16 protein-coding genes are annotated in these 20,689 nt (G+C 61.1%); 13 read left to right on the top strand and 3 right to left on the bottom strand.

Features of this window, described 5'->3' with window-relative positions:
• Positions 1–36 precede the first annotated feature (36 nt).
• From scpA to R6254_RS05015, 10 genes are all read left to right on the top strand, one after another.
• Positions 37–2,205, top strand: a complete 2,169-nt coding sequence (scpA, locus tag R6254_RS05060; RefSeq protein ID WP_318404914.1) for a methylmalonyl-CoA mutase — start codon at positions 37–39, stop codon at positions 2,203–2,205.
• A 14-nt stretch (positions 2,206–2,219) separates the two neighbouring features.
• A complete protein-coding gene (gene meaB, locus R6254_RS05055; protein ID WP_318404913.1) occupies positions 2,220–3,239 on the top strand; it encodes a methylmalonyl Co-A mutase-associated GTPase MeaB in 1,020 nt (339 codons plus the stop codon).
• A gap of 32 nt (positions 3,240–3,271) precedes the next feature.
• Positions 3,272–4,804, top strand: a complete 1,533-nt coding sequence (locus tag R6254_RS05050) for an acyl-CoA carboxylase subunit beta (RefSeq protein WP_318404911.1) — start codon at positions 3,272–3,274, stop codon at positions 4,802–4,804.
• 9 nt (positions 4,805–4,813) lie between these two features.
• Positions 4,814–5,476, top strand: coding sequence for a DUF6630 family protein (locus R6254_RS05045; RefSeq protein WP_318404910.1), 663 nt, complete (start codon positions 4,814–4,816; stop codon positions 5,474–5,476).
• Between the two features lie 41 nt (positions 5,477–5,517).
• Positions 5,518–7,566 carry an acetyl/propionyl/methylcrotonyl-CoA carboxylase subunit alpha gene (locus R6254_RS05040; RefSeq protein ID WP_318404909.1) on the top strand — a complete coding sequence of 683 codons (2,049 nt, stop codon included), beginning with the start codon at positions 5,518–5,520 and terminating at the stop codon, positions 7,564–7,566.
• A gap of 124 nt (positions 7,567–7,690) precedes the next feature.
• Entirely contained in the window at positions 7,691–8,587 is an 897-nt protein-coding gene (locus R6254_RS05035; RefSeq protein WP_318404907.1) for a LysR family transcriptional regulator, read from the top strand.
• Between the two features lie 104 nt (positions 8,588–8,691).
• On the top strand, positions 8,692–9,663 hold the full coding sequence (locus tag R6254_RS05030; RefSeq protein ID WP_318404905.1) for a Bug family tripartite tricarboxylate transporter substrate binding protein: 972 nt from the start codon (positions 8,692–8,694) through the stop codon (positions 9,661–9,663).
• 1 nt (position 9,664) lies between these two features.
• Positions 9,665–10,834: a CaiB/BaiF CoA transferase family protein gene (locus R6254_RS05025; protein ID WP_318404903.1), complete on the top strand. Its 1,170-nt coding sequence runs from the start codon at positions 9,665–9,667 to the stop codon at positions 10,832–10,834.
• Positions 10,831–11,580, top strand: a complete 750-nt coding sequence (locus R6254_RS05020; RefSeq protein WP_318404901.1) for an enoyl-CoA hydratase — start codon at positions 10,831–10,833, stop codon at positions 11,578–11,580. Before R6254_RS05025 ends, R6254_RS05020 begins: the two co-directional genes overlap by 4 nt.
• Before the next feature lie 135 nt (positions 11,581–11,715).
• A complete protein-coding gene (locus R6254_RS05015; RefSeq protein WP_318404900.1) occupies positions 11,716–12,204 on the top strand; it encodes a VOC family protein in 489 nt (162 codons plus the stop codon).
• Between the two features lie 136 nt (positions 12,205–12,340).
• On the opposite strand, the gene R6254_RS05010 is transcribed toward R6254_RS05015, so the two are convergent.
• Genes R6254_RS05010 through R6254_RS05000 form a run of 3 tightly spaced genes read right to left on the bottom strand, consistent with a single transcriptional unit; the run spans position 12,341 to position 15,656 of the window.
• Positions 12,341–14,284: a chorismate-binding protein gene (locus R6254_RS05010; RefSeq protein WP_318404899.1), complete on the bottom strand. Its 1,944-nt coding sequence runs from the start codon at positions 14,282–14,284 to the stop codon at positions 12,341–12,343.
• Positions 14,284–15,282, bottom strand: a complete 999-nt coding sequence (locus R6254_RS05005) for a Bug family tripartite tricarboxylate transporter substrate binding protein (protein ID WP_318404898.1) — start codon at positions 15,280–15,282, stop codon at positions 14,284–14,286. The genes R6254_RS05010 and R6254_RS05005 overlap by 1 nt, the downstream gene beginning before the upstream one ends.
• Positions 15,279–15,656 (bottom strand): chorismate mutase, encoded by a 378-nt coding sequence (locus R6254_RS05000; protein ID WP_318404897.1) that lies wholly within the window; start codon positions 15,654–15,656, stop codon positions 15,279–15,281. The genes R6254_RS05005 and R6254_RS05000 overlap by 4 nt, the downstream gene beginning before the upstream one ends.
• 279 nt (positions 15,657–15,935) lie before the next feature.
• On the opposite strand from R6254_RS05000, the gene R6254_RS04995 reads away from it, so the two are divergent.
• The 3 genes from R6254_RS04995 to R6254_RS04985 are packed head-to-tail and all read left to right on the top strand — an operon-like array spanning position 15,936 to position 20,682.
• Complete coding sequence (locus R6254_RS04995) at positions 15,936–17,786, top strand: FAD-dependent oxidoreductase (RefSeq protein ID WP_318404895.1); 1,851 nt, start codon at positions 15,936–15,938, stop codon at positions 17,784–17,786.
• Entirely contained in the window at positions 17,783–19,630 is a 1,848-nt protein-coding gene (locus tag R6254_RS04990) for a 2-oxoacid:acceptor oxidoreductase subunit alpha (protein WP_318404893.1), read from the top strand. Before R6254_RS04995 ends, R6254_RS04990 begins: the two co-directional genes overlap by 4 nt.
• Positions 19,627–20,682, top strand: coding sequence for a 2-oxoacid:ferredoxin oxidoreductase subunit beta (locus R6254_RS04985; RefSeq protein WP_318404891.1), 1,056 nt, complete (start codon positions 19,627–19,629; stop codon positions 20,680–20,682). The genes R6254_RS04990 and R6254_RS04985 overlap by 4 nt, the downstream gene beginning before the upstream one ends.
• Positions 20,683–20,689: the final 7 nt, after the last annotated feature.

Raw genomic sequence — 20,689 nt, 5'->3', positions numbered from 1 at the left:
GCAAAACAGCCCGCCCAACTCCTTGAATGCACCCGCATGAGTACCTCCAAAAATCCTCCCGCTCCTGAATTCACCCCCGCCAGCCTGGATGCCTGGGCCAAGTCCGCCGCCAAATCGGCGCCTGGCGGAGACGTCCATGCCCTGAACTGGCAAACGCCCGACGGCATCACGGTCAAGCCGCTGTACACCGCGGAAGACGTCAAAGACCTGCCTTATACCAACACGTTGCCGGGTTTTGAACCTTTCATACGCGGCCCGCAAGCCACCATGTATGCGGTGCGCCCTTGGACGATTCGCCAGTACGCTGGCTTTTCGACGGCCGAAGAGTCCAACGCGTTTTACCGCAAGGCCCTGGCGGCCGGCGGTCAGGGTGTGTCGGTGGCGTTTGATCTGGCCACACACCGTGGCTACGACAGCGACCACCCGCGTGTGACCGGCGACGTCGGCAAGGCCGGCGTGGCGATTGATTCGGTTGAGGACATGAAAATCCTGTTTGACCAGATCCCGCTGGACAAGGTGTCGGTCTCCATGACCATGAATGGCGCGGTGTTGCCAGTCTTGGCCGGTTATGTGGTGGCCGCGGAAGAGCAGGGCGTGAGCCAGGACAAGTTGAGCGGCACCATCCAGAACGACATCCTCAAAGAGTTCATGGTGCGCAACACCTATATCTACCCGCCTGAACCCAGCATTCGCATCATTGGCGACATCATCGAGTACACGGCGCAGCACATGCCCAAGTTCAACTCGATCAGCATTTCGGGTTACCACATGCAGGAAGCCGGCGCCAACCAGGCGCTGGAGTTGGCCTTCACCCTGGCCGATGGCAAGGAATATGTGAAGACCGCCATTGCCAAGGGCCTGGACGTCGACGGCTTTGCCGGCCGCCTGAGTTTCTTCTGGGCGATTGGCATGAACTTCTACCTGGAAGTGGCCAAGATGCGCGCCGCACGCCTGCTCTGGTGCCGCATCATGAAGGAGTTCAACGCCAAAAGCCCCAAGAGCCTGATGCTGCGCACGCACTGCCAGACTTCGGGCTGGAGCCTGACCGAGCAGGACCCTTACAACAACGTGGTACGCACCACCATCGAGGCCATGGCCGCGGTGTTTGGCGGCACACAAAGCCTGCATACCAACAGCTTTGACGAGGCGATTGCCTTGCCAACCGAGTTTTCGTCGCGGATTGCCCGCAACACCCAGCTCATCATCCAGGAAGAAACCCATATCCCGCATGTAATCGACCCCTGGGCCGGCAGCTACATGATGGAAAAACTCACGCAGGACATGGCCGACGCGGCCTGGGCCATCATCGCAGAGGTCGATGCCATGGGCGGCATGACGAAAGCCGTGGACAGCGGCTGGGCCAAGCTCAAGATTGAAGCGGCCGCGGCCGAAAAACAGGCGCGTATCGACAGTGGCAAAGACGTGATCGTCGGCGTCAACAAATACAAACTCAAGACCGAAGACGCGATTGAAACCCGCGACATCGACAACGTGGCCGTGCGTGACGGGCAGATCACCCGCCTTAACGCCATCAAGGCCAAACGCGACAACGCAGCCGTGCTGGCCGCACTGGACGCCTTGACCGCCGCAGCCGAGAATGGCAATGGAAACTTGCTGGACCTCTGCATCAAGGCCGTGCGTCTGCGGGCCACGGTGGGTGAGGTCAGCGATGCCTTAGAGAAAGTTTACGGGCGCCACCGCGCCGATACACAAAAGGTGACCGGTGTGTATGCAGCCGCTTATGACTCGGCCGAAGGCTGGGAAAACCTCAAGACCGAGATCAACGCCTTTGCGGAAGCTGAAGGCCGGCGTCCGCGCGTGATGATCTCCAAGCTGGGCCAGGATGGCCACGACCGCGGCGCCAAGGTGGTTGCCACCGCGTTTGCCGACCTCGGCTTTGACGTGGACATGGGGCCGCTGTTTCAGACACCCGAAGAATGCGCGCGTCAGGCGATTGAAAACGACGTGCATGCGGTGGGCGTTTCCACGCTGGCGGCCGGCCACAAGACGCTGGTGCCCGCCATCATCGCCGAGTTGAAAAAGCAGGGCGCCGACGACATCATTGTGTTTGTGGGCGGCGTGATTCCCCGGCAAGATTACGAGATGTTGTACGACGCTGGCGTCAAAGGCATTTACGGCCCGGGCACGCCGATTCCAGCCAGTGCCAAGGATGTGCTGGAGCAGATCAGGGCTGCGTTGAAGTGAGCCCAGACGCCAGGATGAATGCCTTGTTGCGCGGTGATGCCGCCGCGCAACGCCGCGCCATCGCCAAAGCCATCACCTTGCTCGAATCCACCCGCGCGGACCACCGCGCGCAGGGCGACGAACTGCTGACGGCCTTGCTGCCGCATACCGGCAAAGCCTTTCGCCTGGGCATCAGCGGTGTGCCCGGTGTCGGCAAGTCCACCTTTATTGAAGTGTTGGGCTTGTATCTGATAGCACAAGGCCACCGTGTGGCGGTTCTGACGATTGACCCGTCTTCCACCGTCTCCGGCGGTTCCATCCTTGGCGATAAAACCCGCATGGAACATTTGTCGGTGCACGAACGTGCCTACATCCGACCCAGCCCCTCGTCGGGCACTCTGGGCGGCGTCGCCGAAAAAACCCGCGAGGCCATGCTGGTTTGCGAAGCGGCCGGTTACGACATCGTGATTGTCGAAACCGTGGGTGTGGGCCAGTCCGAGACCGCCGTGGCCAACATGACCGACATGTTTGTGCTGATGCAGCTGCCCAATGCCGGTGACGATTTGCAAGCGATTAAAAAGGGCGTGATGGAACTGGCCGATCTGGTGATCATCAACAAGGCCGACATTGATGCCGATGCCGCCATGCGCGCCGAGGCACAGATCACCTCGGCCATGCGTTTGTTTGGCCTGGCGAACAATGCCATGGGCAGCGAGCAGGCGGCCCATTACGACAAACTCTGGCATCCGCGGGTGGTGCAGCTCAGCGCCTTGCACAACAAAGGGGTGGATGTTTTCTGGGCGGCGGTGACGCAGTTCAAAACTATTCAAACCAGCAACGGCCAGCTGGATGCGCGCCGCCGGCACCAGTCGCTGTCCTGGATGTGGGAACGTATAGATGCGGGGCTGAAACAGGCCTTCCGGCACGACCCGGCGGTGAGTGCCCTGTTGCCGGCCCTGATGGCGCAGGTGGAAAGTGGCCAACTCCCTGCCTCCACTGCAGCTCGAAATCTGCTCTCAGCCCAATCAGGACGGGCGCAAGCAGCTATTAAATAAGTAGCATCTCCAAAGTACACAGAAGGTAAACCATGCAAGACATCCTCGAACAACTCGAAAAAAAGCGCGCAGCAGCACGCCTGGGCGGTGGCCAAAAACGTATTGACGCCCAACATGGCAAGGGCAAGCTGACGGCGCGCGAGCGGCTGGAACTGCTGCTCGACGAAGGCACGTTCGAGGAATGGGACATGTTTGTCGAGCACCGCTGCACCGACTTCGGCATGCAGGACAACAAGATCCCCGGCGACGGCGTGGTCACCGGCTACGGCATGATCAACGGCCGGCTGGTGTTTGTCTTCAGCCAGGATTTCACCGTGTTTGGCGGCGCGCTGTCGGAAGCCCATGCCGAAAAAATCTGCAAGGTGATGGACCAGGCCATGAAGGTAGGCGCACCTGTGATTGGTTTGAATGACTCGGGTGGCGCGCGTATCCAGGAAGGTGTTGCGTCTTTGGGCGGCTATGCCGACGTGTTCCAGCGCAATGTGATGGCCAGCGGCGTGATTCCGCAGATCAGCATGATCATGGGCCCGAGCGCCGGCGGTGCGGTGTATTCGCCGGCCATGACCGACTTCATTTTCATGGTCAAGGACAGCTCCTACATGTTTGTGACCGGCCCCGAAGTGGTCAAGACCGTCACGCACGAAGAGGTGAGCGCCGAAGAACTGGGCGGCGCCACCACCCACACGACCAAGAGCGGCGTGGCCGACCTGGCGTTTGAAAACGACGTCGAAGCGCTGCTGATGCTGCGCCGGCTCTACAACTACCTGCCGCTGAACAACCGCGAAAAGGCCCCGGTGCGCCCCAGCGCCGACCCGGCGACACGTATGGACTTGAGCCTGGACACGCTGGTGCCCGAGAACCCGAACAAGCCTTACGACATGAAAGAGCTGATCGTCAAAACGGTGGATGACGGCGACTTTTTCGAGATCCAGCCCGAGTACGCGAAAAACATCATCATCGGTTTTGCCCGCATGGAAGGCCAGAGCGTCGGCATCGTCGCCAACCAGCCGCTGGTGCTGGCCGGTTGCCTGGATATCAAAAGCAGCATCAAGGCGGCGCGTTTTGTGCGCTTTTGCGATGCCTTCAACATTCCGGTGATCACCTTCGTGGACGTGCCCGGTTTCATGCCCGGCACCTCGCAGGAATACGGCGGCATCATCAAGCACGGTGCCAAGCTGCTCTACGCTTACGCCGAGTGCACCGTGCCCAAGATCACGGTGATCACGCGCAAGGCCTATGGCGGCGCGTATGACGTGATGAGCTCCAAGCACCTGCGCGGCGACGTCAACTTTGCCTGGCCGAATGCCGAAATTGCAGTCATGGGTGCCAAGGGCGCGGTGGAAATCATCTTCCGCGAAGACAAGGGCGACCCGGCCAAACTGGCCGCGAAAGAGGCCGAGTACAAGGCCCGCTTTGCCAACCCCTTTGTGGCCGGCGCCCGTGGTTTTATCGACGACGTGATCCTGCCGCATGAAACACGCAAGCGCATTTGCCGCTCGCTGGTGATGCTGCGAGACAAGAAGATCGAGAATCCGTGGCGCAAGCACGGGAATATTCCTCTCTAGGCGCTGTATGTGGTCTTGGTTCAAAAGAAAAAAAAGAAGCCGGAAGTCTCGCCTTCTGCGTATCACAACATGTTCGGAAAAGACTACGACAAGATGCTGCCTGATCCGGCAGATATTGAATCGATTTCGAAAGGTGAGACGGATGAGATTGAAGAGATGTCGGAGCAGGAGCGAGAGCAGATCCTGGACCGCCGGCGCCGACTTGAGGCGTTAACAGTTGCGCTGTTGAAAGCTGTCAATATCCCCGAAATTAAACATCAGCAATTGGTCGATTTGGTCATTAATCAATTTGGCAATGGTGAAGATTCGGATGAAATCAGCGCTCTGATGGACGCGCTCCACCGGGACAGCCCAATTGTGGAACGTGTGTTCTGCTTCATTGATTGGAAAGCATCGGACGAAATAGCTTGGCAAATAGCGGAACTTGCGCCTCGTATTGGCTTGCCATGGGAGAAAGGTTCTTCACTTTTTGATGGAGATTCAACGGATGACGTGCTTATGGCTATCGGCGACTGGCTTGGTGAGCGGGGGTTTTTCCTGCTCGTATTTCAAACCGGTGGAGATGACTGTTTGTTTACTGTCGTGCCTGGCAGTTCGACTGAATTGCTTGCTTTGGCAAGTCAAGCCAACCTGATAGCAAAAAGCGTCAACAGCACAAATGGGGCTCTTTAGCACCTGAATCGCGACGACGCTCTTCTAACCTGGAATTGATCATGTTTACCAAAATCCTCATCGCCAACCGCGGCGAAATCGCTTGCCGTGTCATCCTCACCGCCCGCAAGATGGGCATCAAGACGGTTGCGGTTTATTCCGACGCGGACAAGGACGCGCGCCATGTCGAACTCGCCGATGAGGCCATCAACATCGGCCCGGCACCCAGCCGTGACAGTTATCTGCAGGCCGACAAAATCATTGCCGCTTGCAAACAGACCGGCGCGCAGGCGGTGCACCCCGGTTATGGCTTCCTGAGCGAGAACGCCGGCTTTGCCAAACGGGTCGAAGAAGAGGGCATCATCTTCATCGGCCCCAAGCATTATTCGATTGCCGCCATGGGCGACAAGATTGAATCGAAGAAGCTGGCCGGGGCGGCGGGTGTCAACTGCATCCCCGGCGTCAACGACGCGATTGAAACGGCTGAACGCGCCGTTGAAATTGCGCAGAGCATCGGCTACCCGGTGATGATCAAGGCCAGCGCCGGTGGCGGCGGCAAGGGCCTGCGTGTCGCCTTTAACGACAAGGAAGCGCTTGAAGGCTTCACCAGTTGCCGCAACGAGGCGCGCAACAGCTTTGGCGACGACCGGGTCTTTATCGAGAAGTTTGTCGAGGAGCCGCGCCACATCGAAATCCAGCTCCTGGGCGACAGCCACGGCAATGTGATTTACCTGAACGAACGCGAATGTTCCATCCAGCGCCGCCACCAGAAGGTGATTGAAGAGGCGCCGTCACCTTTTATCAGCGACGCCACGCGCCAGGCCATGGGCGAGCAGGCCGTGGCGCTGGCAAAGGCCGTGAAGTACCAGAGCGCCGGCACGGTGGAGTTTGTGGTCGGCAAGGACCAGAGTTTTTATTTCCTGGAGATGAACACCCGCCTGCAGGTCGAACACCCGGTGACGGAATGCATCACCGGCCTGGACCTGGTGGAGCTGATGATTCGTGTGGCGGCCGGTGAAAAGCTGCCGCTGGCGCAAAAAGATGTGCAGCGCAATGGCTGGGCCATCGAGTGCCGCATCAATGCCGAAGACCCGTTCCGCAATTTTTTACCATCCACCGGCCGGCTCGTGCGTTTTCAGCCGCCCAAACAAACCATGTTTGCGGCGGACACGGCGCAATTGATGGGTGTGCGGGTGGACACCGGCGTGCAGGACGGCGGCGAGATCCCGATGTATTACGACTCGATGATTGCCAAACTCATCGTGCATGGCAAGGACAGGTTGGACGCGATTGCCAAGATGCGCGAGGCGCTGAACGCTTTTGTGATTCGCGGCATCAGCAGCAACATCCCCTTCCAGGCCGCTTTGCTGGCGCACCCGAAGTTTGTTGCGGGCGACTTCAACACCGGCTTTATTGCCGAGAACTACGGTAAAGGCTTTCATGCCGAAGACGTGCCGCATGCCGATCCGGCTTTCCTGGTGGCGCTGGTGGCTTATGTCAACCGCCGCATGTTGGGCCGTGCGGCCGGCATCAGCGGCCAGTTGCCCGGCCACGGCGTGACGGTGGGTGAAGAGTTTGTGGTCATCGGCCTGGGGGCGGATGGGCAAAACACGCCGCAAGCGGTGCTGGTGCGGGATTATCAAGCCGAATCGGGCTCCAGCCGGATAGACATGGGCGTGAGCAGCTATGAAATATGTAGCAACTGGCACCTGGGCGGCGCCCGCATTCGCGGCACCGTGAATGGCAACCCGTTTGCCGCGCAGGTGGAACGCGGCGTGGGCCGCAACCCGCTGGCCATCCGTATTGCCCACAACGGCACGCGGCTCGACGCCATGGTGTTGTCGCCACGTGCGGCCGAGTTGCACCGCTTGATGCCTTTCAAGGCACCGCCCGACATGAGCCGTTATGTGTTGTCACCCATGCCCGGCCTGCTGGTGGATGTTGCCGTACAGGTAGGCCAGAAAGTGCAGGCCGGTGAACGTGTGGCGGTGATTGAAGCCATGAAGATGGAGAACGTGTTGTTTGCCGTGGCCGATGGTGTGGTGGGCAAGGTGCTGGCGGCCAAGGGCGAGTCGCTCAGCGTGGACCAGCCGATTGTGGAGTTTGTGTGATGGCCCGAACGGCCCGAATGGTCATTTGCGCTTGATAGGCGCACATGCCTAACCAGCCCGCCTGCGCAAGCCGCAGGCGGGCTTTTTTACCTGGGCTGTGCCTGGGTGCGCGTTGTGAGTGAGCATGAAAATTGATACAACCACGGTCCAGCTGGTGCTGGCCATTGCGGAAGAGGGCAGTATTTCCCGGGCCGCCGACAAGCTCAACCTGGCTGTTGCGGCGGCCTCCAAACGGGTGACGGATCTGGAGCAACAGCTGGGCACGAAGCTGTTCAAGCGTCAGCCTCACGGCGTCAAGGTCACGGAATCCGGCGACAAGCTGCTGGCGCATATCAAGCAGATCGACAACCTCATCGGCCGACTGGAAGGCGATGCCCAAGCCCTGAGCCATGGCCGTGACGGGCGCATCATCATTGGTGCGCCCAAGTCGGTGATCATCCAGTCGCTGGCCAAGGACATCTCCCGCATTCAGGAAAAATATCCCCAGATCACTTTGAAAATCCTGGAAGAAAACAGCCAGGTCATCCAGCAATTGCTGCGCGACAAAGTGATTGATGTGGGCATTTACGAAAAAACCAGCGGTTTTCTGGATCTGGAGAAATTTGACTACCAGCACGATAGCCTGGTGCTGGTTTACAGCCGCCACCATTTTCAGTTCCCGACCGAGCCCGTGGGCATCGACGAAATCCTGAACACCCCGATTGTGAGTTTGGGCAAAGGGTCTGCCATTTTGTCGGCGGTGCAAAGGGCACACAAAAGCCGTGGCCGGGTGTTTCGCAACAACTTCACCGTCAGTGGCTTCGACACCATGCTGGCCCTGGTGCGGAATGGCCTGGGCATAGGCCTGATGCCCCTTGAGATCCTGCGCGGTTTTCACCCCGAAGCGGCGCTGGGCTGGGCCGACATCGAGGGGGACTGGCACCAGCGTTCGTATGTGTTGTCCTTTGTCGAAGGCCAGGCGCAGGAGCAAACCCTGCGCAATGTGGTGGCCCAACTGCTGGGCACAAACGCCCCCGTCTGAACGACCAGGTTTCGCGAATTAAGAAACCAGGCATGTGTTTCACATGCTTGCGCCTGCTCGGACCGTGCGCGACAGTCGTGGCACAACTCTCTCGCAGGAAAACAATGAAACGTCGTGACTTTATTGCTGGCAGTGCCGCTGTGATGGCCGCACCCTGGGCCGTGGGCGCTGATCTGCCTAAAGGGCCTGTCAAGATTTTGGTCGGCTGGGCTCCCGGCGGCGGAACCGATGTGTTTGCGCGCATCGTGGGCCAGAAACTCTCCGAAGTGTGGGGCCGCCCCGTCATCGTCGAGAACAAGCCTGGCGCCACCGGCGTGCTGGCGGCGGACTATTTTGCAAAGACCAAGTTCACCGACGGCATCACCTTGCTGATGGCCCATGTGAACACCCATGGCATTGCGCCGCATATTTTCAAAAGCATTTCCTACGATCCGCTCAAGGATTTTTCGCCGATTGCCCTGATTGGTGCGACGCCGCATATCCTGGTGACCAGCGCCAAGAACCAATACGCCTCCATCAAAGAGGTGGTGGAGTTGTGCAAAAAGAATCCGGGGAAAATCAGCTTCGGCTCGTCGGGCACCGGTTCGGTACAACATTTGGCGGCCGAGATGTTCAACATGGCCGCCGGGGTGCAAACCATCCATGTCCCTTACAAAGGATCGGGCCCCATGCAGACCGACCTGATAGGCGGGCAGATCGATTTCAGCTTCGACACCATGACGGCCGCGACCGCGATGGTCAAGGCCAAGAAGATGACGGGTATTGTGCAAACCCGCGTCAAGCGGGCCAAGGGTTTTCCGGACATGCCGACCATGGACGAGCAAGGCTTCAAGGGCTTTGATGCCTCCAGCTGGTATGGCGTGGTAGGCCCCAAGGACATGTCCAAGGACGTGGCGCGCCAGATCAATGCCGACATCAACAAGGTGTTAGTCATGCCCGACGTGGTCGCGCGTTTTGACGGCTACGGCGTGGAAGACGGCGGCGGCTCGGTCAACAAGTTTGCGGCCTTCATGGCGGCGGAATACAAAAAATGGGGTGAAGTGGTGCGTGCCGCCAAGATCACCGAGGAGAGCTGATATGGGCGCCACAGCTATGCCCTTGCCGCTGCAAGGAATCCGTGTGCTGGACGTCAGCCAGGTGATGGCCGGGCCTTTTGCCTGCATGTTGCTGGCCGATCTGGGGGCCGACGTGATCAAGGTGGAGCCGCCGGAAGGGGACCAGACGCGCGGCGCCATGGGTTTCAAGATGAAGGGCCCGGACAGCATGGGCTTTCTGAACATGAACCGCAACAAGCGGTCGCTGACCTTGGACCTGAAGACGGAAGAAGGCAAGCAGGTTTTTTACGAGCTGGCCAAGACCGCGGATGTGATTGTCGAGAACTACCGCCCCGGCGTGGTTCAGCGTCTGGCCATCGACTACGAAACCATCAAGAAGATCAACCCCAAAATCGTCTATGCCAGCATCTCGGGCTTTGGGCAAAGCGGCCCCTGGGCCAGCCGCCCCGGCTTTGACCTGATGGCGCAGGCCATGTCCGGCGTGATGAGCGTGACCGGTTACAAGGGTGAAAAACCCGTCAAGGCCGGCGTGCCGGTGGCTGATATTGGCTGCGCGTTGTTCGCCACTTATGGTTTGCTGGCGGCCTACATCGGCGCGCAGAAAACCGGCCAGGGCCAGCACATTGACGCTTCCCTGTTTGACTCGGCCATGGCGTTTTCCGTGTGGGACATGTCCGAGTACTGGGGCACGGGCGTGCCGCCCGCACCGCTGGGTACCAGCAACAAGATGAGCGCGCCTTACCAGGCCGTGAAGGCGCGCGACGGCTATTTTGTCATGGGTGCGACCAACCAGAAGCTCTGGGCCAAGCTGTGTACCCTGCTGGAACGGCCAGACCTGCTCAAACACCCCAGCTACGAAACGGTGTCGCTGCGCCTGAAAAACCGCGAAGCACTGATCGAGGAGATCGAGCTGGAGTTTGCAAAAAGGGACAGCAGCGACTGGGTGGACACCATGCTGGCAGCCGGCATTCCCGCGGGCCCCATCCTGACCTACCCCGAAGCTTTCGAAGGCGAACATGGCACGCACCGACGCATGTGCATGGAGATTGACCACCCGATCGAAGGCAAGGTGAAAAACATCGGCTTCCCGGTCAAGATGTTGGGCACACCCCAGCAGGTGCGGCGTCACCCGCCATTGCTGGGTGAACACAACGCCGAAATCCTGGCCGAGCTGGAGGCGCTGAAGGTATGAGCGAACTCGTCCGCCTGTCGGTCACCGAAGGTGTTGCCCAGATCCTGATCCAGCGGCCCGAGCGTCACAACGCCATGACACAGGCGATGTATGAACGGCTGCTGCAGTTGCTGGACGAATGCAATGCCAATGCCGAGGTCCAGGCCGTGGTTTTCCGGGGCGCGGGCGGGCGCTCGTTCATCTCGGGCACAGACATCCAGCATTTCGCACAGTTCAGTCAGGGCCGCGAAGGTGTGCAGTACGAAGCCTTTGTGGAGACGGTGATTGATGCGATCGAGCGGATGCGTGTGCCCACCATTGCCGCGATCGACGGCTGGGCCGTGGGCGGTGGCCTGGCGATTGCCACCGCGTGTGACTTCAGGGTGTGCAGCCACGGTGCCCGTTTTGGGGCCCCGATTGCCAAGACCCTGTCGAACACGCTGTCGTCCCGAAACATTGCCCGGTTGATGGCGGCCTTCGGCGCGCCCCGGGTCAAGCGTATGTTGATGCTGGCCGAATACCTGGACGTACAGGAGGCAACGGCCTGCGGCTTTGTCTACAGCGCCTGCGCACCGGAAGAGCTGGAGGCCTCGGCCCACGGCTTGGCATTGAAGTTGGCGGGTTTGTCCCGGGTTACGCAGCACGCCGTGAAGGAGAGCATGCGGCGCATCGTGGTGGATCAGGACCTGGCCGACCAGGACTTGATTGATGCGGTGTACGGCAGCGCCGCCTTCAAGGCCGGTGTTGCCTCGTTTCTCAAGACCTGAAGCGCTGCAACGCGAAGCAGGGCGGGTAGATCGACGCGGCGCAAAAATTGAAAAATCTGCGGGCTGCGCCGCCCTTTGGTCGCAAGAAAAAAAGCACAATAGGGGTCGTTGTTTATGCAAAGAAAGCGATCCCTTGTGAATAAAAATCGGCCATTCAAAGTGCTGGGTATCCAGCAAATCGCCATAGGCGGCGCGGATAAAAAACGTCTGCAAAAACTCTGGGTCGGGATGCTGGGCCTGGAAGTGACAGGTACCTTCCGCAGTGAGCGCGAGAACGTCGACGAAGACATCTGCGCCATCGGCAGTGGTCCGTTCAAGGTTGAAGTTGACCTGATGCAGCCGCTGGACCCGGACAAGAAGCCGGCGGTGCACACCACACCGCTGAACCACGTCGGTTTGTGGATCGACGATTTGCCCAAAGCGGTGGAATGGCTGACGGCTCAGGGCGTGCGTTTTGCCCCAGGCGGCATACGCCAAGGCGCTGCAGGTTTCGATATCTGCTTTTTGCACCCCAAGGCGAATGAGGAATTTCCCATCGCCGGGGAAGGGGTGCTGATCGAACTGGTGCAAGCGCCCGCCGAGGTGGTGGCTGCTTTTGACCGCCTGCAGGGCGCGCCGCACTGAGCCATGGCCCCCTCGGGCCGGGCGGCGGCCTCATACGGATTTGCAATCAAAGGGAGAACAAGGCGCGAAGCCGCAGACAGTGCTTTGGCACGGCAAGGCGAAGCAACGCGGTTATCGCTTTGATTGCGAGTCCGTATCAGATGCCGTTGGCCGCCCAGGCCAGGGCAGCACGCAAGCTTTGCAGCGCTGCCGCACTAGACATCAGTGAGTCCGGTCTGAACAACAGGCAGACCACACGGTCTTGTGTATGCGCCAGCAGCACGGGCCGTTGTTGTTCATCATGGGCCCACACGCTCCAGCCCGGCAACAAGGCCGCGTGATCCGCCAGCGCCAGGCTGGCATAACGCGCCGTGATGAAACTGTGTTCGCCAGACGCCAGCGCCTCGGATGTCATCGTGGCACGCATGATGCGGCCATGTTCTGGCGCGATGGCCGTCACGGCGAAGCCGGCTTGTTCCAGTACACGCAGGGCGGCATCACCGATGGCCAGCAAGGGTCGCCGCGGCTTGGCCGTCAGCAAACGCCGGCATGCCGCAGCATCCGCGCCCATGAGCACGTCGACCTCCGCCGCCGCATCAATCACCAGGCCCAGGCCTTGAAGGGTTTCCCGCACCGCGGCGGGAAAGGGATCGCCCGCATCGTGCAGGGCGACGCGGGCCGGCAGCTTGAGGGCGGCGACTGCGCTGGATGCAGCCTGCGCTGCCGCCTCTATGCCCAGGGCGCGCCACAAGGAGATGGCTTTGAGCCGCGATTCCTGTTCTTCGCGCGCCGGTGTGGAGTCGGCCATCAGGTCGCCGCCGGTACGGACTTCGGCCAGGCCGTCACGGATGGCGGCCGCGCGCAGGATGGTGCCGGCCAGCGCGTCGCCATCGGCGCTCACACGCACCATGAGTCCGCCATACCAGCCGCGCGGACTCGCTTCCAGTTGCGCAATCGCGGCCAGCGCATGGCGGCGCGGCGTGCCCGTGACCATCACCGGTGCGGCGGTCGCCACAATCGCATCCCAGGCGTCCGCGCCTTCACGCAGACGGCCACTGAAACGGTCCACCGTATGCACCACGGTAGACAGCGACATGGGCCGGCGCCGGTCCAGCAGGCGCAGTGAGCCGGGCTCGCACAGCGGTGCCAGGTCGTTGCGCAGCGCGTCAGTACACACCGCCAGCGAGGCCGCATCCACGTCTTCGTTGACCAGTTCACGAAACGATTCGGCCTCGCCCACAGGGCCTGGACCGCGTGCCACGGTGCCGCAGACTGGCAAGGCCTCGACAACACGCTGGCGCAGCACCAGTTGCAGGTCGGGGGATGCGCCGAACAGGCATTGACCGTCGCCGTCATTGAGGAAAAATGCGGCCGGCGCCGGATTGGCCTGGCGCAGCCGGGCAAAAGCCTGCGCCGGTGACAGGCTGGGGGACACGCGGCGCCGGTAACTTTGGCTCAGGGTCAGCGACACCAGCGGCTGCTCCCGCAGGTGCACCAGCGCGCGGGCCACCATGTCGGCATAAGCGCCGGGCGGGTAATCGTCTTGTGGCTCGGTTTTGCTGATGGGGCGGAGCGCCGGCGTCACGACCGGCGGAGTTGCGGCAGCAAGATTCGGCAACGTCAGCTCAATACGTTGCCAGCTGCCGTCCGCGTCACGTTGCCAATAAGCCTCTGCAAAAAACAGCAGGCCCAGGGATTCATCATCTGACTGCGGCTCAGCCGCGGCCAGGCGGTGGGCGTTAAAAGGCAGGGCGCCCAGCAGGATGACCTCGGGTGCCGGCGCAAAAGCGGCCATGAAGGCGCGCAGGCTGTGTATCGGGTGCTGGCCCTGGCCGCGGCTGGCGGTCTTGGCCCAGTCAGACAGTTCGGGACGGTCCAGCAGCGTTTGTCCCAGCGCCGAGTGCGCCTGGATGGCCAAGCCGTCACCATACAAACGCAGGGACAACGCGGGCCGGTCCAGCAGCGTGGCTTGCAGCGGGTGCAGACCGGCGATACCGGCGTCACAGCCGAAATAGGCGCCCGCCTGTTTGTCGAGTTGCGCCAGCGCCTGTTCGGCCTCGCCCTGGGTGGCGGGGCGCCGGCTGGTTTGCAGGCTGAGCATCAGTCGATGGTGACGCCAGTGCGTTTGATGATGGGGGTCATCACGCGTAATTCCTGCTGCATGAATTTTTGCAGCGACTCCACCGTGCCACCAATCGGCTCCATGTACTGGGCATGTAATTTTTCGCGCACCTCGGGCATGGCCAGTACGGCGTTGATTTCCTGGTTCATGCGCTGCACGATCTCGGTTGGCGTGGTGGCCGGCGCCATCACGGCCATCCAGGCCAGGTTTTCGATCTCGGGCAGACCGGCTTCCTTCATGGTCGGGATGTCGGGCGTGAGCTGGCTGCGTTTGGCGGTGGAGACGGCCAGGGTGCGCAGCTTGCCGGCCTTGACCTGCGGGATCACGGCCACGGCCGGCACGCAGGCGAACTGCACGTCACCCTGCAAAATGGCCAGAATGGCCAGCGGCGACGAAGCGTAGGGAATATGCACGGCGTAGGTGTCGGTCTTGACCTTGAGCAACTCGACGCCCAGTTGCGACAGGCTACCGACGCCGGTGGAGGAGAAGTTGAACTTGCCGGGATTTTTTTTCATCGCCGCGACCAGGTCCTGCAAAGTGTGGATGCCCGAGTCGGCGCGCACGGCGCAGACATTCGCCTGGCCGCCGGCCAGCACCACCGGCCGCAGCTCGGTGAATGGGTCGTAGGACAGCTTGCTGTAGAGCACGGTGTTGTAGACCAGCGGGCCGTTGGTGCTGATCAGAAAGGTGTATCCGTCACCGGCTGACTTGGCCACCACACCGGTGCCGTTGTTGCCGCCGCCACCGGCGCGGTTTTCAATGATCACGGGCTGGCCCAGGCGGGGGCCGAGCTTTTCGCTCACGATGCGTGCAATGACGTCGGGGGACGAGCCGGCGCCGTAAGGCACGATGAGCTTGATGGTTTTGTTCGGCCAGCCGGCCGACTGGGCCAGGACAGTCGCGCTTGCACAGGCCAGCGCCAGCGCGGCGCAGCCTTTGAGCAGGGAAAAGGCGGGGTGTTTTTTGAAGTTCATCATGGCTGGATCAATTCGGTGTCGTGAAAGAAACGTCCTTCGCCGGCAATAAAACCGGCGACGAGGGTGCGATAGGCGGATTCGACGATGTCGGGCAGTCCCGGAAAGCCGGACTCGTGCGGCGCGGCCAGTGCCCGCACCCGTGCAAACACGGCGGCCTGGCGTTCGGGCGCGGAAACCTGGAACGCGTCCAGTTTGAAACGTGTGGCGTCACGCACGCACAGCGCGCGCTGGGCCAGCAGCGCCACGATTTGTTCATCGAGGCTGTCTATTTTTTCGCGCAACTCGCCCAGACTCTGGGCTTGTGGCACATGGCCGGGGGTGATAAAGCGGCGCACCGGCCCGGTGGCGGTGGCAGGTTCCTGGGAAGCATGCATGGTGGGATCAAGGGGGTTGAATTACTAAGCAAGCTTATCAAATCGCGCGTGGGTTTCCATCGGTAGCATACACATTGCAGCAGGGCCATTTTGGAGGTAGGCGGTGGGCGTTTGGACGTCCCAGCGCCGGTTGGGTATTCCTGCTGGCGGTGTGGCACGCGGCCTCGTCTGGGCCAAGAACTGAGGGATTCACCCGAGAGCGGTTTTCGGCCGGCGAGGCGTAAACTGGTCAGGCCTCCTGGCCCTTGTTGTGTCGCCGCAGGAGGCAAGGAGACGCACTTGCAGCCAACCAACGTAGCCAAGCTCTCGTATTTCCACAAGGTCGTCGATTGCCAGTGGGCCTGTCCGGCCCACACGCCGGTTCCCGAATACATACGGCTGATTGGTCAGGGTCGCTACAGCGATGCCTACATGGTCAACTGGGTCTCCAATGTTTTCCCCGGCATTCTGGGCCGCACCTGCGACCGGCCGTGCGAGCCAGCGTGCCGGCGCAGTCGGGTCGAGGAGGGCAGTGATGAACAGCCCGAGCCGGTGGCGATTTGCCGGCTCAAACGTGTGGCCGCCGACATGAAGGACGACGTCAGCAAACGCATGCCCAAGCTGTCGCCCATGAATGGAAAACGCATTGCCTGTATAGGCGCCGGACCGGCCTCGTTGACGGTGGCGCGTGACCTGGCGCCCCTGGGTTACGAGGTCACGGTGTTTGATGGCGAGGCCAAGGCCGGCGGTTTTATCCGCACACAAATCCCGCGCTTTCGCCTGCCGGAATCGGTGATTGACGAAGAAACCGGTTACATCCTGGACCTGGGCGTGACTTTTAAAAGCGGCCAGCGCATCGAATCGATGAAGGGTCTGCTGGAAGACCAAACCGATGGGGGATACGACGCGGTGTTTGTAGGTTGCGGCGCACCACGCGGGCGTGACCTGGTGCTGCCCGGCCGCCGGGACATCACTTACAACATCCACATCGGCATCGACTGGCTGGCCTCCGTGTCCTTTGGCCACATCACGAGCATCGGCAAACGGGTGATTGTGCTCGGTGGCGGCAATACCGCGATGGACTGCTGCCGCTCGGCCCGGCGCCTGGGCGGTAGCGATGTGAAAGTGATCGTGCGCAGTGGCTTCGACGAAATGAAGGCCTCGCCCTGGGAAAAGGAAGACGCCCAGCACGAGGGTATTCCCATCATCAACTTCCATGTGCCCAAATCGTTTGAGCACAGCAACGGTCAACTGACCGGCATGAGCTTCGAAGTGGTCAAGGCGGTTTATGACGCAGAAGGCAAACGCAGCTTGGTTTCTACCGGCGAGCCGGATGTGCTGGTCGAGTGCGATGCCGTGCTGATTGCCGTGGGCCAGGAAAATGCCTTTCCCTGGATAGAGCGTGATAGCGGCATCAGCTTCGATCAACACGGCTTACCGGTGCTGGGCAAAGAGACCTTCCAGTCCACAGTGAACAAGGTGTTTTTCGGCGGGGACGCAGCGCTGGGGCCAAAAAATATCATCACGGCGGTGGCACACGGGCATGAGGCGGCGGTGTCGATAGACCGTTTCCTGAATGGCGAAGACATCCGCCAGCGGCCAGACCCCATGACCAACTTGATGTCCACCAAGATGGGCATCCATGAGTGGAGTTATGACAACGACACCTCGAACGACGCGCGTTTCAAGGTGCCCTGGGCCAAGGCCGAGGTGGCGCTGGCGAATATCCGTGTGGAGGTGGAACTGGGTTTTGACGCCGCCACGGCCTTCAAGGAAGCCGGGCGCTGCCTGAACTGTGATGTGCAGACGGTGTTCACCGCGCCAGCCTGTATCGAGTGCGACGCCTGCGTCGACATCTGCCCGATGGACTGCATCAGTTTTACCGACAACGGCGACGAGGCCGACTTGCGCACCCACCTGAAGGCACCGGCGCTGAACCTGGCGCAAGACCTGTATGTGTCGGGCGAACTCAAGACCGGGCGTGTCATGGTCAAGGACGAAGATGTTTGCCTGCATTGCGGTCTGTGCGCCGAGCGCTGCCCGACCGGCGCCTGGGACATGCAGAAGTTTTTGCTGCTGACCACGCAGGCCGGGCCGGCTTGCCGGGATGCGAGCAAGCCGGTAGCTCGCGCAGGAGGGTTTACCGCATGAAACGCATAGAAGCCGTCAACGACTTTGTCATCAAGTTTGCCAACGTCAATGGCTCGGGCTCGGCCTCGGCCAATGAGTTGTTTGCCAAGGCTATTTTGCGCATGGGGGTGCCGGTCAGCCCGCGCAATATTTTTCCCAGCAACATCCAGGGCCTGCCGACCTGGTACGAGGCGCGTGTTTGCGACAAGGGTTACCAGGGGCGGCGCGGCGGCATCGACATGATGGTGGCCATGAACCCGCAAACCTGGGATGCCGACCTGGCCGAACTGGAGCCCGGTGGTTACCTGTTTTACGACAGTACGCGGCCCTTGCCGCCAGAGAAGTTTCGCAAGGACATTCATGTCATCGGCATGCCGCTGACGGAGATTTCCAATGCGGTGTATTCAGACCCGCGCCAGCGCCAGCTGTTCAAAAACATCATTTACGTGGGTGCGCTGTCGGTGCTGCTTCAGATCGAGGCCGAGGTGCTGGAAAAGCTGTTTGCCGAGCAGTACAAGGGCAAAGAGAAGTTGCTGGCTTCCAACGTGCAGGCCTTGCACCTGGGGCGCGACTTCGCCAGCGAACACCTGCAGGCGCCGCTGGGCATTCGTGTGCAGCGTAGCGACAAGGTCGGCCACAAGATTTTTGTCGATGGCAACAGCGCGGCGGCGCTGGGCTGTGTGTATGGCGGCGCCACCGTGGCGGCCTGGTACCCGATCACACCGTCCTCGTCGGTGGCGGAAGCCTTTCAGTCCTATTGCGCCAAATACCGGGTCGATCCCGCGACCGGCCAGCACAACTACGCCATCGTGCAGGCCGAAGACGAAATCGCCTCCATAGGCATGGTGGTCGGCGCTGGCTGGAATGGCGCGCGCGCCTTCACCACCACCTCGGGCCCCGGTGTGTCGCTGATGACGGAGTTCTTGGGACTGGCCTATTTTGCCGAGATACCGGTCACCATCATCAATGTGCAGCGCGGCGGGCCTTCCACCGGGATGCCGACGCGTACCCAGCAAGCCGACCTGATCTCCTGCGCGTATGCCTCGCATGGCGATACCAAACACGTGTTGCTGCTGCCCGAAGACCCACACGAATGTTTTGAACATGCGGCCGCCGCGCTGGATCTGGCGGACCGGCTGCAAACCCCTGTGTTTGTGATGAGCGATCTTGACATCGGCATGAACCAGCGCCTGTGTGAGCCCTTCAACTGGGACGACAGCCGCAGCTATGACCGCGGCAAGGTCATGACGGCCGAGGAGCTGGAAGCCGGCAAGGACTTCGGCCGTTACAAGGACGTCGATGGTGACGGCATTCCCTGGCGCACCTTGCCCGGCACACATCCGACCAAGGGCAGTTATTTCACGCGCGGCACCACGCGTAATGCTTATGCGCAGTATTCCGAACGCGGTCCGGACTACATCTACAACGTGCAGCGGCTGCTGAAAAAATTCGAGACCGCTGCCACCTTGGTGCCGCAGCCGGTGCTGCGCCCCGCCGCGCGCAAGACCCGGCTGGGCGTTATTTATTTCGGCTCCACCAGCCCGGCCATGCATGAGGCGCTGGAGGTGCTGACCGAAGCCGGCATCCACCTGGACGCCATGCGGTTGCGGGCCTTTCCGTTTCCGGCCAGCGTTGTGCAGTTTCTGGCCGAACACGATGAAGTGTTTGTGGTCGAGCAAAACCGCGATGCACAAATGCACTGCCTGTTGGTCAACGAGCTGGATGTTGATCCGGCGCGGCTGGTACGGGTACTGCATTACGACGGTACGCCCATCACCGCGCGTTTTATCACCCGGGCTATCTCACAACATCTGCAACCCGATGGGGTGAGCCCGCAGAAAATGTCGAAAGCGAGCGCATCATGACTTACCTGGCGAAACCGCGGCTGCATCACCCCTCGCTGACCGCCAACAAGGTCGGCTACACCCGGCGCGACTACGAAGGGAAAATCTCCACGCTGTGCGCGGGCTGCGGCCACGACTCGATCTCGGCCGCCATCATTCAGGCCTGCTGGGAGCTGGATATCGAGCCGCACCGTGTCGCCAAACTTTCGGGCATAGGCTGCAGCTCCAAGACGCCGGATTATTTTCTAGGCGCATCCCATGGCTTCAACACCGTGCACGGCCGCATGCCTTCGGTGCTGACCGGCGCTAACCTGGCCAACCGCGAGCTGTTGTACCTCGGCGTGTCGGGGGATGGTGATTCGGCGTCGATTGGCCTGGGCCAGTTTGCCCATGCGATGCGGCGCGGCGTCAACATGGTGTACATCGTCGAAAACAACGGCGTCTACGGTCTGACCAAGGGGCAGTTCTCGGCCACGGCGGACCAGGGTTCAAAAAGCAAGAAAGGGGTGGTCAACAGCGATAACCCGCTGGACCTGGTGGCGCTGGCGCTGCAACTGGGCGCCAGCTATGTGGCGCGCGGCTTTTCCGGCGACAAGGCGCAACTGGTGCCCTTGATCAAGGGGGCCATCGCGCACGGTGGTGCGGCATTTATTGATGTCGTCAGCCCTTGTGTGGCCTTCAACAACCATGCCGGCAGCACCAAGAGCTACGACTATGTACGCGAACACAACGAGGCGGTCAGCCGCATCGATTTCATCAGCGCGCGTGACGAGATCACCGCCAGCTACGCACCGGGCGAGGTGGTCGAGGTGGTGCAGCACGACGGCTCCAGCCTGCGGTTTCGCAAGCTGCGGGAGGACTACGATCCGACCGACCGTTATGCGGCCCTGAGCTACATGAATGCGCACCAGGCTCGCGGCGAGGTGGTCACCGGGCTGCTCTACCTGGACCCGCTGGCGACCGATCTGCATGTGGCGCTGAACACCAGCGAGACGCCGCTGAACAGGTTGGACGCCGCCTCGCTGTGCCCGGGTGCGCAGGCCCTGGACAAGGTCAACCAGTCCCTGCGCTGAGTTTTCT

This window comes from Polaromonas potterensis, from assembly GCF_033446725.1.
In the GTDB taxonomy this organism is placed as follows: domain Bacteria; phylum Pseudomonadota; class Gammaproteobacteria; order Burkholderiales; family Burkholderiaceae_C; genus Polaromonas.
The sequence above is the reverse complement of the archived record's forward strand: the minus strand, read 5'-3'. Positions and strand labels throughout refer to the sequence as shown.

What these genes read in the sequence shown, in the direction of transcription:
- scpA (WP_318404914.1), top strand. Translation starts at nt 37, where the DNA reads ATGAGTACCTCCAAAAATCCTCCCGCTCCTGAATTCACCCCCGCCAGC.
- meaB (WP_318404913.1), top strand. Translation starts at nt 2,220, where the DNA reads ATGAATGCCTTGTTGCGCGGTGATGCCGCCGCGCAACGCCGCGCCATC.
- R6254_RS05050 (WP_318404911.1), top strand. Translation starts at nt 3,272, where the DNA reads ATGCAAGACATCCTCGAACAACTCGAAAAAAAGCGCGCAGCAGCACGC.
- R6254_RS05040 (WP_318404909.1), top strand. Translation starts at nt 5,518, where the DNA reads ATGTTTACCAAAATCCTCATCGCCAACCGCGGCGAAATCGCTTGCCGT.
- R6254_RS05035 (WP_318404907.1), top strand. Translation starts at nt 7,691, where the DNA reads ATGAAAATTGATACAACCACGGTCCAGCTGGTGCTGGCCATTGCGGAA.
- R6254_RS05030 (WP_318404905.1), top strand. Translation starts at nt 8,692, where the DNA reads ATGAAACGTCGTGACTTTATTGCTGGCAGTGCCGCTGTGATGGCCGCA.
- R6254_RS05025 (WP_318404903.1), top strand. Translation starts at nt 9,665, where the DNA reads ATGGGCGCCACAGCTATGCCCTTGCCGCTGCAAGGAATCCGTGTGCTG.
- R6254_RS05020 (WP_318404901.1), top strand. Translation starts at nt 10,831, where the DNA reads ATGAGCGAACTCGTCCGCCTGTCGGTCACCGAAGGTGTTGCCCAGATC.
- R6254_RS05010 (WP_318404899.1), bottom strand. Translation starts at nt 14,284, where the DNA reads ATGCTCAGCCTGCAAACCAGCCGGCGCCCCGCCACCCAGGGCGAGGCC.
- R6254_RS05005 (WP_318404898.1), bottom strand. Translation starts at nt 15,282, where the DNA reads ATGATGAACTTCAAAAAACACCCCGCCTTTTCCCTGCTCAAAGGCTGC.
- R6254_RS05000 (WP_318404897.1), bottom strand. Translation starts at nt 15,656, where the DNA reads ATGCATGCTTCCCAGGAACCTGCCACCGCCACCGGGCCGGTGCGCCGC.
- R6254_RS04990 (WP_318404893.1), top strand. Translation starts at nt 17,783, where the DNA reads ATGAAACGCATAGAAGCCGTCAACGACTTTGTCATCAAGTTTGCCAAC.
- R6254_RS04985 (WP_318404891.1), top strand. Translation starts at nt 19,627, where the DNA reads ATGACTTACCTGGCGAAACCGCGGCTGCATCACCCCTCGCTGACCGCC.